At 62.7% G+C, this 15,271-nt stretch carries 12 protein-coding genes; 7 read left to right on the top strand and 5 right to left on the bottom strand.

All coding sequences use genetic code 11. The features are described from left to right. The first annotated feature begins 67 nt into the window (after positions 1 to 67). Positions 68 to 847, top strand: a complete 780-nt coding sequence (locus NCS00_RS28475; protein WP_250441598.1) for an IclR family transcriptional regulator — start codon at positions 68 to 70, stop codon at positions 845 to 847. 42 nt (positions 848 to 889) lie between these two features. Here NCS00_RS28475 and NCS00_RS28480 read toward each other — a convergent pair whose 3' ends face one another. From NCS00_RS28480 to NCS00_RS28500, 5 genes are all read right to left on the bottom strand, one after another. Beyond that, entirely contained in the window at positions 890 to 2,329 is a 1,440-nt protein-coding gene (locus NCS00_RS28480; RefSeq protein ID WP_250441599.1) for an amino acid permease, read from the bottom strand. Positions 2,330 to 2,413: 84 nt separating this feature from the next. Next, the gene (locus NCS00_RS28485) at positions 2,414 to 2,803 is read right to left on the bottom strand and encodes a nuclear transport factor 2 family protein (RefSeq protein ID WP_250441600.1); all 390 of its coding nucleotides are present in this window, start codon (positions 2,801 to 2,803) and stop codon (positions 2,414 to 2,416) included. Between the two features lie 43 nt (positions 2,804 to 2,846). Next, a complete protein-coding gene (locus NCS00_RS28490) occupies positions 2,847 to 4,280 on the bottom strand; it encodes an NAD(P)/FAD-dependent oxidoreductase (protein WP_008346045.1) in 1,434 nt (477 codons plus the stop codon). A gap of 522 nt (positions 4,281 to 4,802) precedes the next feature. Next, on the bottom strand, positions 4,803 to 6,533 hold the full coding sequence (locus NCS00_RS28495) for a cobaltochelatase CobT-related protein (protein WP_250441601.1): 1,731 nt from the start codon (positions 6,531 to 6,533) through the stop codon (positions 4,803 to 4,805). After that, entirely contained in the window at positions 6,530 to 7,516 is a 987-nt protein-coding gene (locus tag NCS00_RS28500) for an AAA family ATPase (protein WP_008346051.1), read from the bottom strand. Before NCS00_RS28500 ends, NCS00_RS28495 begins: the two co-directional genes overlap by 4 nt. A 152-nt stretch (positions 7,517 to 7,668) precedes the next feature. Here NCS00_RS28500 and NCS00_RS28505 point away from each other — a divergent pair, with 152 nt between their 5' ends. The 6 genes from NCS00_RS28505 (at position 7,669) to NCS00_RS28530 (ending at position 15,267) form a co-directional block, all read left to right on the top strand. Next, positions 7,669 to 8,421 carry an IclR family transcriptional regulator gene (locus NCS00_RS28505; RefSeq protein WP_008346053.1) on the top strand — a complete coding sequence of 251 codons (753 nt, stop codon included), beginning with the start codon at positions 7,669 to 7,671 and terminating at the stop codon, positions 8,419 to 8,421. A 121-nt stretch (positions 8,422 to 8,542) separates the two neighbouring features. Further along, positions 8,543 to 9,391, top strand: a complete 849-nt coding sequence (locus tag NCS00_RS28510; protein ID WP_008346055.1) for an IclR family transcriptional regulator — start codon at positions 8,543 to 8,545, stop codon at positions 9,389 to 9,391. A 305-nt stretch (positions 9,392 to 9,696) separates the two neighbouring features. After that, complete coding sequence (gene xsc / locus NCS00_RS28515; protein WP_051078970.1) at positions 9,697 to 11,463, top strand: sulfoacetaldehyde acetyltransferase; 1,767 nt, start codon at positions 9,697 to 9,699, stop codon at positions 11,461 to 11,463. 65 nt (positions 11,464 to 11,528) lie between these two features. After that, positions 11,529 to 12,542, top strand: a complete 1,014-nt coding sequence (gene pta / locus NCS00_RS28520; protein ID WP_250441602.1) for a phosphate acetyltransferase — start codon at positions 11,529 to 11,531, stop codon at positions 12,540 to 12,542. 9 nt (positions 12,543 to 12,551) lie between these two features. Then, a complete protein-coding gene (locus tag NCS00_RS28525) occupies positions 12,552 to 13,376 on the top strand; it encodes an IclR family transcriptional regulator (protein ID WP_250441603.1) in 825 nt (274 codons plus the stop codon). A 217-nt stretch (positions 13,377 to 13,593) separates the two neighbouring features. Then, the gene (locus NCS00_RS28530) at positions 13,594 to 15,267 is read left to right on the top strand and encodes a GMC family oxidoreductase (RefSeq protein ID WP_250441604.1); all 1,674 of its coding nucleotides are present in this window, start codon (positions 13,594 to 13,596) and stop codon (positions 15,265 to 15,267) included. Positions 15,268 to 15,271: the final 4 nt, after the last annotated feature.

The raw sequence follows: 15,271 nt of genomic DNA on the forward strand, positions 1-15,271 counted from the left end.
TTTTCGGGACTTTTCAGAGTCCCGAAAACCGGTGTTTTCGACGCACAATGAAATAAAACCGAAAAGTATGCAGACGGAGACAAGCGTGACTTCGAATCAATCGAATGCCGCCGCCGTGCGAGCGTTTCGCGTGCTCGAAACGCTCGCCGAGGCGAATCGCCCGCTTTCCATGACCGAGCTCGTCGATGCATTGGGTCTGCCCAAACAGACCGTGCATCGCATCCTGGTGCAGTTGATGGACGCATGGCTCGTCACGCGCGGCGCAAGCGACAAGCTTTATGAATGCTCGGCGCGCGTGCGTACGCTCGCCATCAACGTGCTGATGCACGCGGGTCCCGCTGCGGCGCGTCATGCGCTATTGGAACAGCTCGTCATGCGCGTCGGCGAAACATGCAATCTGACGATGCTCGCGGGCAACGACGTCGTCTATGTGGATCGCGTCGAAACGGGATGGCCGCTGCGCATGCATCTGCAGCCAGGTTCGCATGTGCCGTTGCATTGCTCCGCAAGCGGCAAGCTGCTGCTGAGCTTTTTGCCGAAGGATCGGCGCGAACGCATGATCGAACGCTTGCCGTTGCGTTCGTATTCGGAGCGCACGATCACCGATCGCGACGCACTGCGCAAGGAGCTCGCATTGACACGCCGCCGCATGCTCGCCATCAACAATCAGGAGCATTTGCAGGGACTCGTTGCGATCGCGGTGCCGGTGATGCTCGATCGCAATCGCGCGTGTGCGGCGATTGCGATTCAGGCGCCGGTGGGGCGCGTGGCACTCGATCGGTTGCTTGCGTTCGAACCCGATCTGCGCCGTGCTGCAGAAGAAACCGCGAAGACGTTCAAGGATTGAAGGCCGGTTTTCGATTCGGCAAACCGGCCTTTGCTTCAGTGCTTATCGTTCGCTGGTCTGGAGATGCCGCGTCGAATGGTGTTCGTCTTCGACCTCGACTTCCTTGCGGCCGCGCTTGAACACGACATACGCGACGATCAGAATGCCGAGACTCGCGACGCCCAGCCACAGCGGCTTGCGTTGATCGGGAATTAAGGCCATCGCGACGAGAATCGCCATCATCCCGAAGATCGCGAGCCACGTGAGATAGGGAAATCCCCACATGCGTACGCGCAGGTCGCTTACTTCGAAGCTCGTCATACGGCCGCGCAAGCGCAGTTGCGAAAACGCGATCAGCAGATACACGAAGATCGCCACCGTGCCATACGAATTCACGAGGAACGCGAACACCGTATCCGGCGATACATACGACATCACCACCGACACATACCCGAACACCGTGCCGAGCAGAATGGCGCGCGTCGGCACGCCGCGCTTGTTGACCTTCGCGAGTCCGAGCGGCGCATCGCCGTGACGCGTCAACGCGAACAGCATGCGCGATGCCGCATAGAGGCCCGAGTTCAGCGCGGACAGCACGGCGGTGAGGACGATCGCGTTCATCACGTTGGCTGCGGCGGGCATGCCCATGACTTCGAGCGCGCTGACATAAGGCGTCGCCATCTGATGCGAATTCCACGGCACCAGCGCGACGACGAGCGCCACCGATCCGACATAGAACACGAGCACTCGCGTGATGACGGAATTAGTTGCCTTCGCAACTGCCTTCGCAGGCTCCTTCGCTTCGGCCGCCGCGATCGTGACGATTTCCGCGCCGAAGTAGAAGCCGGTCGCCGCGACCGCGCCCGTCATCACGGGCCCGATGCCCTTCGGCATGAAGCCGCCATGGCCGAGGAACGTCGCGGCGACATCGGTCGTGTGCATCGATGCGGGCCAGAAGCCGCAGACGTACAGGCCGCCGAGAAACAGGAACACGATGATCGCGCCGACCTTGATCGACGAAAACCAGAACTCGAATTCGCCATAACTGCCGACCGAAATGAGATTGGTCAGCGTGAGCACGACGAGCAACACGAGGCTGATCATCCATGCAGGCACATCCGGTATCCAGAACTGCACGAGCTTCGCGCCCGCGACTGCTTCGAGCGCGATCACGATGACCCAGAAGTACCAGTACATCCAGCCCGTCAGGAACCCGGCGAGACGGCCCGGCCCGCGCTGCGTCTTGAACGCGAGCCGCGCATATTCGTAGAACGAGCCGACGGCGGGCATCGCGCAGGCCATCTCGCCAAGCATACGCATGACGAGAACCACGAGGCCGCCCGTGATGAGAAACGAGAGAATCGCCGCGGGTCCGGCCTGCTGGATCACCACGCCGCTCCCGACGAATAGTCCGGCGCCTATGACGCCGCCCAATGCGATCATCGTCATGTGGCGCTGCTTGAGGCCACACTTGAGATCGCTCTGCTCCGTACTCGATTGCATGTCGTCTCCTGATTTGCTTGTACCGATTCGGCGCTCGCCCGCGGGTTCGTTGCCGGCGGGTCGAGGCGTTCGTTCAATGACGCTTCAAAGCGCCGGACGATCCTTTCGATAGGCGTTCTTCACCGCGATCCTGCCATTGCTGAACGTGAAGACGTCCACCATGCGCGCCTCGATGCGCGAGCCGTCCGCCTTCGTGCCGCAAAACGTCGATTCCGATACGCCGCGATTGCCGCTCACGAAGTGCTCGCCGTCATTCCACGATGCATCGGGAAAGGTTTCCCACGCAAGCGTGAAGCCCTTGCGCACTTCGTCCCGGCCCTTGAACGTGCGGCCCAGCGCATCGGGTCCGGCCACGCCGTGAAAAACGCATTCGTCCGCCATGCAGTTCATCAGCGCGTCGATGTCGTGGCGGTTCCATGCATCGTTGAACGTCTGCAAGAGGCGAATGTAATCCTGATTCGTTTGTGTGCTCATGTGTCGATGTTTTCAGTGCGTTGCGAAAGAGACCAAAATGCGTTCAGCGCTTCTCGTCCTGCGTCAGATACTTGTGATACAGAAACCGTTGGCCGACGCGGCGGAACGGCGCGAAGCCTTTCCACTTCACCATGCCCATCACGTTCGGATATTCGAGCGCGGAGTCGTAGATCGGCAGATCGTCGCGGCTGTGCTGCCACTTTCCCGCGACGCGCTCGGCCATACGCCGCCCCGCATGCGCCGAGAACGACACGCCGTTTCCGCCATAACCGACTGCATAAAAAATGCTCTGCTGCGGATCGGGTTGCGCGACGCGCGGCATCATGTCGTGACTCACATCGACCCAACCCCACCACGAGTAATCGATGCGAATGCCTTTGAGCGATGGAAACTTGCGATGCAAGCCCTCGATGAGCACGTCCATATGGCGAGGGTTTGCCGCATCGGCGCCGGTGATCGCGCTGCGGCTGCCGATCTGCACGCGGTTATCCGGCAACAGCCGATAGTAGAAGCGCAGCGTGCGCGTATCGGTAATGACCTGGCGCGAGAGGAAATTGGTCGATGCGAGTTCTTCCTGCGTAAGCGGCCGCGTAACGAGCGAGTTCGAGAGTATCGGCATGATCTTCGCGGATAGCGCGCGATGCATGTCGTTGCGCGTATAGCCGCCGGTCGCGAACGCGATCGCCTTCGCGCGAATCACGCCGCGCGGCGTGCGGACATGATGCACGCCGCGAATCGTCTCGACGTTGAGGACCGGCGTGCCCGGATGCACCTTCACGCCGAGCGAGCGCGCCATACGCATATAGCCGAACGCGAGCTTCAACGGATGTACGCCGATGCCATCGGGCTCCAGCAGCGCGCCGCAATTCTCGCGATCGTCGACATACGATTGCGCGACTTCCTTCGCGCTCAGCATGCGCGCGTCGTAGCCGAATACGTCGCGCATCACTTTGCATTCGTTCGCGAGAAAGTCCATCTTGCGCGCGCGATGCGCGATGTACAGATGCCCGCCCGGCTGCGGATCGCATGTGAACTCGCCGATCAATTGCTTGAAGGTGTCGAAACCTTCGCGGATCTCGGCATCGAGCCTGAGCGCCGTCTGCTTGCCCCAGCGTTCGATCCATTGCGAGCGATAGAGGCGTCCGCTCGCGTTCTGCCCTTGCCCGCCGTTGCGGCTCGTGCAGCCCCATGCCGTGCGATTCGCATCGACGATGGTCGCGCGGATGCCATGTTCGCGCGCCAGAAAGAGCGCCGTCGAAAGGCCGGTGAATCCCGCGCCGACGATCAACACGTCGACGTCGGCATCGCCGGGCAAGGGGCCGTCGTCTTCGGGCGGCTCGCCTGCGGTCGCGACCCAGTAGGTGGGCGCGTAATCCATCGGCTGACGGCCGATGGGCGAAACGAGCGGGTCGTAGAGCGGATCGTATGGGGCGCACGCGCCACGAAAGGCCGGCGCAACGTAGTCGAGAGTAGCCACCGATGACTCCTTGGAAAGTACCCTCATACTGCACCGAACTCGACGTACCGCTTAGAGCCACGCCGAAACCATCGTTAGTGCCAGGATGCCGCCGCCGCTGGCCCCAGCGATTGGTCGCGTCTGGCACTACCGCGCGCGCTTTTTGTCTGGTCATACTGAGCCGAATCCCTTCTCTCTCGCACCGAATGTCTCGGGAGGCCAATGATCATGCGGAGTGACCCATGCCGAAGCGCTCTCAGGCATCGAAGGGCAAGCATTCATGCCTTCGAGTCATCTTCCCGCCGATCTGCGCAGCATTGCCTTTCGCTCCGATGAGCGTTTCGATCGCCGCTTGCCCAAGGCCACGTGCGCGTCGATCGGCGATCGCCTCTTGCGCGCGAAGAGCATCGCGCGGCTCGTGATGGAACGTGTGCCGAGATTCACGTCGTCGGCAAGCGCTGGCAAGTCATGCCATGCCGCGATGTCGACGAAACCGCCATCGTCTTCATCGGCCTGTTCGAAACCGACGACATACATCGCGCGTTAAGTCGTGCCTCTGCGCCGCGCACCGAGCCATGCGGCGAGCTTCGCGAATAGCGTCATGTCCGGCGCAACGCTCAGATCCACTGCGAAGTGATGCCGATAGTACGTGCTCAAATCGAGGCCGACGCCAAGGCCGAGCACTTCCACAGCGCGCGATGCTTCGTGCTTCTCGACGACCTCTCTCAAGTGCTGATCGAGATAGTTCGGATCGTTGGCTTGCGCGGTCACGCTGTCCATCGGGCTTCCATCGGAGATGACAACGAGGATGCGGCGCGCTTCGTCACGCGCGATGAGCCGCGAGCATGCCCAATCCACCGCTTCGCCGTCGATACCTTCGCGGAACAGATCGGCCTTGAATAGCGCCGCGATATCGCGTCGCCCGGCACGCCAGCCTGCATCCCCTTCCTTGAAAATCATGTTGCAGGCTTCGTTGAGCCGGCCCGGATACTTCGGCCGGCCCTTCGCGAGCCAGTCGAGCTTCGCGCGCCCGCCATTCCATGCGCCGGTCGTGAAGCCGAGCACTTCCGTCGTGACGCCCGCCATGCCAAGCGCTCGCACGAGCACGTCGATCATCACCGTGACCGGCTCGATGCTCGCCTTCATCGAGCCCGAGCAGTCGATGAGAAAGCCCACCGCACAGTCCGCGTGCGGACGTTCGCGCTCGCGTCTGAAGACACGCCGCTCATCCGGCGATGCCACCACTTGCGCGAGCCGCCGGCCGTCGATGCGCCCGTCTTCCTCGCCGAACGACCAGCCATCGCGACGCGGCACGGTGATGGACGCCTGCAACATGCGCGCGAGACGCGGCACGTTGATATGCCGCGCGGCAATCAGAGCGTCCAGCCGCTCGCGATATTCGCGCAACAACGCGGCCCGGATCAGCGTCGATGGGCGAACGGTCTTGTCGTAACGCGTGGTGAAGATGCGATACGCCTCGCCCGTCGCCTCGCGCGCGCTGCTGTCGCCACTCGCAGCGAGCGCCAGCCGTTCGAGTTCGCCATGTTCGTCGTCGGTATCGAACCAGGTGCCGAGCATGGTGCGCGCGGCATCTTCTTCTTCGTCGTCGGATGAATCGCTCTCGACGAACGTGTGCCGCACTTCCTGCACCATTTCGCCTATCGTTCGCGCGATTTCCAGCGCATGGACCGCATACGCGCGCTGGTCGTGACGATGGCGGCGCATGCCCGCAAGCGCATTGCCGAGCGATGGCGCGAGCGCCGCACGGGTCGCTTCGATGAGCCCTTCGGTTTCTTCGAGCACGGCGCGGCCCGAAAGACGCGACTGCGCCATTTGCGCGGCCGTGTAAATCAACAAGCCGATTTCGCTGTCGAGCAAGCCCGATTCGTAGCACGCGAGCGACCACGCATCGAAGCGATGCCGCACATTGCGCTTCACGCCTTCCATGCCGGAAGGCACGCGCGTTTCGCAGCGCAACTGTTCGAGCATGTCGAAGACCATGCGCGCGACGGGTTCACCGGGAGCGAGTTCGCGATGCAGCGCGGCATCCGAATGCGCGATGCGCAACGCGGACGCATCGGCCGCGCCGCGCGTCGAATCGGCGTCATCTTCCTCTCTGTGCTCGCCGCGCAAATGTGGCGCACGCAACGGCACCGGCCGCAGATGCCGATACAACTTGCCACCGCGGTAATGCAATGCGTCGTCGCCGGTCAGGGCTCGCACGGTGGCCGCGCACAGCGCATCGCGTCGCGCGCGTTCGCGCGAGTCGTTCATCGCGCCGACTCGTCGTGCCACTGCGATGGCGTATCGAGTTCCTCGCCGAACGCGCGCTGAAAATATTCCGCGACGATCGGCCGTTCCGCTTCATCGCATTTGTTCAGGAAAGTGAGACGCAGCGCGAGCTTCGTATCGCGGAAAACTTCGCGGTTTTCCGCCCAGCTAATGACGGTGCGCGGCGACATCAGCGTCGAAAGATCACCCGCCGCGAAGCCGCGCCGCGTGAGGCCCGCCATGCTCACCATCGAATCGACGAGCGCGCGGCCCGCGTCGTCATCGAGCTGCGGCACGCGCGCGAGCACGATGCGGGCCTCTTCCTCGCGCGACAGATAGTTGAGCGTCGCGACGACGTTCCAGCGATCGATCTGCGCGTGATTCAACATCTGCGTGCCGTGATACATGCCGTTCAGGTTTCCGAGGCCGATCGTGTTGGTCGTCGCGAACAGCCGAAAAAAACGATGCGGCTGGATCACGCGGTTCTGGTCGAGCAGCGTAAAACTGCCGTCGCGTTCCAGAATTCGTTGAATCACGAACATCACGTCGGGACGGCCGGCGTCGTATTCGTCGAACACGAGCGCAACCGGCCGTTGCAGCGCCCAAGGCACGATGCCTTCCTGAAACTCGGTGATCTGCACGTCGTCGCGCACCACGATCGCGTCCTTGCCGACGAGATCGAGGCGGCTCACGTGGCCATCGAGATTGACGCGCATGCAAGGCCAGTTGAGCCGTGCCGCCACCTGTTCGATGTGAGTCGACTTGCCGGTGCCGTGCAGCCCCTGCACCATCACGCGCCGGTTGAATGCAAAGCCGGCGAGAATCGCCAGCGTGACCTCGGGATTGAAGCGGTACGCCTCGTCGATTTCCGGAACGTGCGGATCGCGCGTGCTGAACGCAGGAACGTCCAGATCGGTGTCGATTCCGAAAAGCGAGCGCACGGACACCTTCCGATCCGGCTCGTCCATCCATGTGTCGCGCATCATGAGGCTTCGTCTCCCGTAGCAGAGACTTCAGCATAGCAACTATTCTTTTTCGGAACAATTCATTTCGTTTATTTTTATCCAAACGGCGTATGAGGCGGCGATCGGCACCTCATTTAAAATAATGTCGACAAATTGATATGGAAATCATGCCGATGGACAAGCCCGACACGCCCACGCTGCGCGCCTTCGCGCTGCTGGAATATCTGGTCCAGGCGGGCAACCCCGTGTCGCTGACGGACATGGCCGACGACATGGGTATGCCGAAGCCTTCGCTGCATCGCATGCTCGCGTCGCTCGAAGCGGGCGGACTCGTGATTCGCGAGCCCGGCGACCGAAACGCGTATGTCGTCGGCCCGCGTCTCGCGCAACTCGGTCTCAACGTGATGACGCACGCGGGCGCACGGCGTTTGCGTCATGCGATCCTCACCCGGCTCGTCTCCGATCTCGGCGAGACCTGCAATCTGACGATGCTGCATGAAAACGAAGTGCTGTATCTGGATCGCGTGGAAGCGCCGTGGCCGCTCAGGCTCGACCTCAAGCCCGGCTCGCATGTACCCGTCTGGTGCAGCGCGAGCGGCAAGCTGCTACTCGCGCTGCAACCGCGCGAGGAACGCAATGCGCTCGTGCGCGCGATGAAACTCGAGCGCTACACCGCAAACACGATCACCGACACGGAAATGCTGGAAGCGGAATTGGACCGCATCGCGAAGAAGGGCGTGGCGATCGACAACGAGGAGTTCGTGCAGGGCATCGTGTGCGCGGCCGCGCCCATCGCCGACGCGCACGGCACATGTATCGCGGCGATCGCCGTTCACGCGCCTGTGTCGCGCACGCCGCTCTCGCGCGCGCTGGAAATGGTGCCGCGTCTGAAGGAAGCCGCGGTGGAGTTGGGCAAGACATTCTGAAGGCCCGTTCCCGATCAGCCGTATAAAAAACGCAACCGGACGTTCTGAAAATCGTGGCGTCGCCGCCGCTTCCCGGCGTAAAGTAGTCGTAATCCGAAACCAACCGTTCCGTTTCCGATTCATGCGCGACGTCACACATCTCGATCCTTCCGAACACGCCGGCGATGAAGCACGGACGCTTCGCCCGCTTGCCGTGCTCGAACAACTGGCGGCCGCCGGCCACGCCTACACGCTGTCGCAACTGGCGGCGCGCGTACGCATTCCCAAGGCGACATTGCTCCGGCTGATCGATTCGCTCGAAGCGCAGGGCTATGTCACGCACATGCCCGACTCGCGCGGCACCGATCGCGGCATCGCGCTCGGGCCGCGCGCCGCCCAGCTTGCACTCGCCACGCTCGCCAACAATTCGTTCACGCGCGCATGCCGGTCGATCCTGCGCTCGCTCGTCGACGTGATCGGCGAAAGCTGCAATCTCACCGCGCTCGACGGCGATACCGTCCTTTACATCGAGCGCGTCGAAACGGCCGAGCCGCTGCGCTTGCACATGCAGGCCGGCATGCGCGTGCCGCTGCATTGCACGGCGAGCGGCAAGCTGTTTCTTTCGCAGATGCCGCTGGCCGAGCGCCGCCAGATTCTAGGACGCCTCACGCTCACCAAGAAGACGCATCGCACGCTGACTGACCGGTCGTTGCTCGAAGCCGAGCTCGACCGGCTCGCGGCGCGCGGGATCGGCATCGATAACGAGGAGTTCGTGCTCGGCATGGTCGCGGTCGCGGTGCCCATCACCGACGCCTCCACCGGGCGCGCGCTCGCGTGCCTCGCCGCGCATGCGCCGACCGCGCGCGCGAATCTGAACGATCTGCTGCAGGCGGTTCCGCAGTTGCGCGAAACCGCCGTGAAACTCGCAACGCTCATCGATACGTCCGACGGACTGACGCTCATGACGCGTCAACGCCCCGCCGCACGCTGACTCCGCTTTTCGCCGAACTTCCCGCCGAACTTCCCGCCGAAGCCCGCCGCACGGGCATCGGCGGCGATTCGCCCTTCTTTTGAACGACGTCATTCCGATTTTTTTAGAGACGAATCATTCCATTTATTCGAAAAACAGGTTGACCGCGGAATCGGCCTGTCCTACGATGTCTTCACGATACGAATTCCGGAACCGAACGTTCCGTTTTATTTCACCCGGAGACATTCATGAGCGAGCACGACCAAGCACGTCCGTCCAAGACCACCCTCGCCGCCACCGGCGCGGCGCCCAGCGGTCCGCAGGCGATGACCCCGTCCGAAGCATTCGTCGAAACGCTCGCCGCCAATGGCGTGACCGAGATGTTCGGCATCATGGGTTCGGCATTCATGGACGCGATGGACATCTTCGCGCCCGCCGGCATCCGTCTCATTCCGGTCGTGCACGAGCAGGGCGCGGGTCATATGGCCGACGGCTATTCGCGCGTGTCCGGTCGTCACGGCGTCGTCATCGGTCAGAATGGTCCGGGCATCAGCAATGCGGTGACGGCCATCGCTGCGGCGTACTGGGCGCACAGCCCGGTCGTGATCGTCACGCCGGAAGCCGGCACGATGGGCATCGGCCTCGGCGGTTTCCAGGAAGCGAAGCAACTGCCGATGTTCCAGGAATTCACGAAGTATCAGGGCCACGTCACGCATCCGGCGCGGATGGCCGAATTCACCGCGCGCTGCTTCGATCGCGCGATGTCCGAAATGGGACCGACGCAGCTCAATATTCCGCGCGACTATTTTTACGGCCAGGTGAAGGTCGAGATTCCGAAGCCGCAGCGTCTCGATCGCGGCCCCGGTGGCGACCAGAGCCTGAACGAAGCGGCCGATCTGCTCGCGCAAGCGAAATTCCCCGTCATCATCTCGGGCGGCGGCGTGGTGATGTCCGATGCCATCGAAGAGTGCAAGGCGCTCGCCGAACGTCTGGGCGCGCCGGTCGTCAACAGCTATCTGCATAACGACTCGTTCCCGGCGAATCATCCGTTGTGGTGCGGCCCGCTCGGTTATCAAGGCTCGAAGGCGGCGATGAAGCTGCTCAGTCAGGCCGATGTCGTCATCGCGCTCGGTTCGCGCCTCGGACCGTTCGGCACGCTGCCGCAGCACGGTCTCGACTACTGGCCGAAGGAAGCGAAGGTCATCCAGATCGATGCGGATCACAAGATGCTCGGCCTCGTGAAGAAGATTTCCGTCGGCATTTGCGGCGATGCGAAGGCGACTGCCATCGCGCTCACGCAACGTCTCGCGGACCGCAAGCTCGATTGCGATGCGACGAAGGATGCCCGCGCGAAAACCATCGCTTCTGAAAAAGCCGCGTGGGAGAAGGAGCTCGACGAGTGGACGCACGAGCGCGATCCGTACAGCCTCGACATGATCGAAGAGCAAAAGGGCGAGAAGCCCTTCAGCGGCGGCCAATATCTGCATCCGCGTCAGGTGTTGCGCGAACTCGAAAAGGCGATGCCGGAAGACGTGATGGTCTCGACGGACATCGGCAACATCAACTCGGTCGCGAACAGCTATCTGCGCTTCAACAAACCGCGCAGCTTCTTCGCGGCGATGAGCTGGGGTAATTGCGGCTATGCGTTCCCGACGATCATCGGCGCGAAGGTCGCGGCGCCGCATCGTCCGGCCGTGTCGTATGCGGGCGATGGCGCGTGGGGCATGAGCCTGATGGAGACCATGACATGCGTGCGCCACAACATTCCGGTGACGGCCGTCGTCTTCCATAACCGTCAATGGGGCGCGGAGAAGAAGAATCAGGTGGACTTCTATAACCGCCGCTTCGTCGCGGGCGAGCTCGACAATCAAAGCTTCGCCGAGATCGCGAAGGCGATGGGCGCGGAAGGCATCGTCGTCGACAAGCTGGAGGATGTGGGCCCGGCGCTGAAGAAGGCCATCGATCTGCAGATGAATCATGGCAAGACGACGATCATCGAAATCATGTGCACGCGTGAGCTCGGCGATCCGTTCCGCCGCGATGCGCTCTCGAAGCCGGTACGCATGCTGGACAAGTACAAGGACTACGTCTAAGTCCTGCCTCACGCCGCTGCGCGCCCGCGCAGCGGCGTTTTCCGACCGACCATCGAGAGCCCGCCATGAAAGCCATGCATCGCATCATCGATCAGGCTCGCGACCTGCCGATGCGCGTCGTCCTCTCCGAAGCCGAAGACACGCGCGTCCTTCAGGCGGCGCAACGCGCGCACAGGGAAGGTATCGCGCGCATCGTGCTCGCGGGTGCGAAAGCGCGCGCGTATCAGGTCGCGGATGGCGCGGGCATCGATCTCGAAGGCATCGAGGTGATCGATCCTTCTCAATCATCGCTTGGCGAACGCTTTGCGGAAGAGCTTTTCGCGTTGCGCGAGAAAAAGGGCATGACGCCCGATCAGGCGCGCGCCGCCGTGCGCGATCCGCTGTGCTTCGCGAACCTCATGGTGCGTATGGGCGAGGCCGACGGATCGGTCTCCGGCGCGGTCAACACGACGGCGGATGTCGTGCGTAACGCGATTCAGATCATCGGCGTTCGGCCTTCATTCAAGCTCGTTTCCAGCTTCTTTCTGATGATGCTCTGCGAGCCCTTTCATGCGATGAAAGGCGGCCTCGTCTTTTCCGATTGCGCGCTCGTCGTCGAGCCGAATGCGGAGCAACTCGCCGAAATCGCGATGGCCGCGGCCGACAGCGCAGGCAGTCTGCTGATGGAAGACCCGCGCGTCGCGATGCTGTCGTTTTCGACGAGCGGCAGCGCGCATCATGCGGCCGTCGACAAGGTCATCGACGCGACGCGGCGCGTGAAGGAAGCGCGCCCCGGCCTCGCCATCGATGGCGACGTGCAGCTCGACGCCGCGATCGTCGCCGAAATCGCGATGCGCAAGGTGCATCACTCGCAGATCGAAGGACACGCCAACACGCTGATCTTCCCGAGTCTGGAAGCGGGCAACATCGGCTACAAGCTCGCGGAGCGCATCGGCGGTGCGAAGGCTATCGGCCCGTTGTTGCAAGGGCTTGCGAAGCCCGCCAACGATCTGTCGCGCGGCTGCAGCGCGGACGATATCTTTCACGTAATCGCCGTGACTTGCGTGCAGGCGCAGGCAGCGCGGCATCACCCGGCGTGAGCGCGCAACATGGACACGCGAGCCGATACGGAAGCCTTCGCTCACCCTGAATCGACGGATAGCGCGCCGCTCGCCGAAAGCGCCGCGCGCAACGAAACGCCTACGCTGCGCGCATTCAGCGTGCTCGAACATCTGGTCGCGGCGAAGGGCGCGCTGTCGCTCGCGGAGTTGGCGAACATCATCGAGCAACCGAAGGCATCGCTGCATCGCATGTTGCAATCGCTCGAAGCGGGCGGCTTCGTCGCGCGCGAGCCGGGCCAGAAGAACGCTTACGTGATCGGCCCGCGCCTCGAACGGCTCGGCGTCGACGTGATGATGCACAGCGGCGCGCGGCGCCAGCGTCATGCGATTCTGGAGCGTCTCGTCGCCGATCTCGGCGAAACGTGCAACCTGAGCACGCTGCACGACACGCAAGTGCTTTATCTCGACCGCTGCGAATCGCCGTGGGCGCTGCGACTGGAGCTCAAGCCCGGATCGCATGTTCCCGCGCATTGCAGCGCGAGCGGCAAGCTGCTTCTTTCGATGATGCCGCGCGACGAACGCAGCGCGCTCGTTCGCGCGATGCGGCTCGAACGCTTCACGCCCAACACGCTCGACGATCCGAACCTGCTCGAAGCGGAACTGGATCGCATCGCGAACAAGGGCATCGCCGTCGATAACGAAGAGTTCGTGTTGGGCATCGCCTGCGTCGCCGTGCCGGTTTTCGACTCGCGCGGCAAGTGCATCGCGGCCATCGCCGTGCATGGGCCGGTCTCGCGCATGGCGCTGTCCCGTGCGCTGACGTTCGTGCCGCGCCTGCAGGAAGCCGCCGCCGAGCTCACGGCCACTTTCTGACGCGCCGCAGCATCGTTACTTCGGATGGCGAATCAATAAATCGCGGCTCAGGGACAACCCCAATCCCCTTTCGCTTCTGAATCGGAATTCGCACTTTCCGTTTCACTTTCGCGAGCTTCCGCGCTTTTCTCTTGGCTTCCTTGCCCGCTTCTTCCACATTGAACGAAACGCAAGCGAAACGATTCGTTCCAAAAGAAGACCTCAGGAGACAGGTGTCATGCAGCAGGAAGTCGATTACGTCATCGTCGGTGCGGGCTCGGCAGGTTGCGTGCTCGCCAACCGTCTGAGCGCCGATCCGTCCAACACCGTGCTGCTGCTCGAAGCGGGCGGGCCCGATGCGAGCCCGTGGATTCATATCCCCGTCGGCTACTTCAAGACCATGCACGATCCCGAGCTCGACTGGTGCTATCGCACGGAACCGGACGATGCCGTCGCAGGACGCAGCATCGACTGGCCGCGCGGCAAGGTGCTGGGCGGCTGCAGTTCGCTCAACGGGCTGCTCTATGTGCGCGGTCAGCGCGAGGACTACGATCGCTGGGCCGAACTCGGCAACGCGGGATGGAGTTACAAGGACGTGCTGCCCTACTTCAGGAAATCGGAAGATCAGGAGCACGGCGCGAGCGAATATCACGGCGCGGGCGGGCCGTTGAAAGTATCGGATTTGCGCTTGCGCCGTCCGATCGCCGATCACTTCATCGCGGCGGCGCAGGAAATCGGCATCCCGTTCAACGAGGATTACAACGGCGCGACGCAAGAAGGCGTCGGCTATTTTCAGCAGACGGCCTACAAGGGCTTTCGTTGGAGCACCGCGAAGGGCTTTCTCAAGCCGGTGCGCGACCGGCGCAATCTTATCGTCGAGACGCGGGCGCAAACGCGCAGGGTGCTGTTCAACGGCAAGGAAGCGGTCGGCATCGAGTACATGCATGAAGGCGTCGTGAAGAAAGTACGCGCGCGTGTCGAAGTGATTCTCGCGGCTGGCGCGATCGGGTCGCCGCAGATTCTGCAGAACTCGGGCGTCGGGCCTTCGAGCGTGTTGAACGGCGCAGGCGTGCAAGTGAGGCACGAACTGCCGGGCGTGGGCCGGAATCTGCAGGATCATCTGCAAGTGCGGCTTGTGTTCAAGACGCGCGAGCGGACGTTGAACGACGAGATCAACAATCCGCTGAAGAAAGCGCTCATCGGCTTGCAATACGTTATCTCGCGCACCGGGCCGCTGACGCTCGCGGCGAGCCAGGTCGCGATCTTCACGCGTTCGTCGCCGGATGTCGCGCGTCCCGACATCCAGTTTCACATGCAACCACTTTCCGCCGACAAGCCCGGACAAGGCGCGCATCCGTTCTCGGCGTTCACGTCTTCGGTGTGTCAGTTGCGGCCGTACAGCCGCGGCAGCGTCGAGATTCGCTCGAACGATCCGCTGCAATATCCCGCGATTCATGCGAATTATCTTTCCGACGAACGCGATCATCCCGTCGTGATCGGCGGCATCAAGGTGGCGCGACGCATCGCGGCGGCGCCTTCGCTCGCGAAGCACATCGTGTCGGAGTTCATTCCTGGTTCGGAGTATCGAACCGATGCCGATCTGCTCGACGTCGCGCGCAAGTTCAGTCAGTCGATCTATCACCCGGCGGGCACCTGCAAGATGGGCAACGATGCATCCGCGGTCGTCGATGAGCGCCTGAAGGTGCGCGGCATCGGACGACTGCGTGTGGTCGATGCGTCGATCATGCCGGAGCTCGTATCGGGCAACACGAATGCGCCTGTCATCATGATCGCGGAGAAGGCGGCCGACATGATTCTCGAAGACCAGCGCTATCAGCACGTCACGCATGTGGAAGACGTAACCCAGGTCGTTGCGGAAAAGCCCATGGCCCATGCAGGCCAAAGAGACTGAGCAC

Source organism: Caballeronia sp. AZ1_KS37 (genome assembly GCF_023631165.1).
GTDB classification, from domain to species: Bacteria; Pseudomonadota; Gammaproteobacteria; order Burkholderiales; family Burkholderiaceae; genus Caballeronia; species Caballeronia zhejiangensis.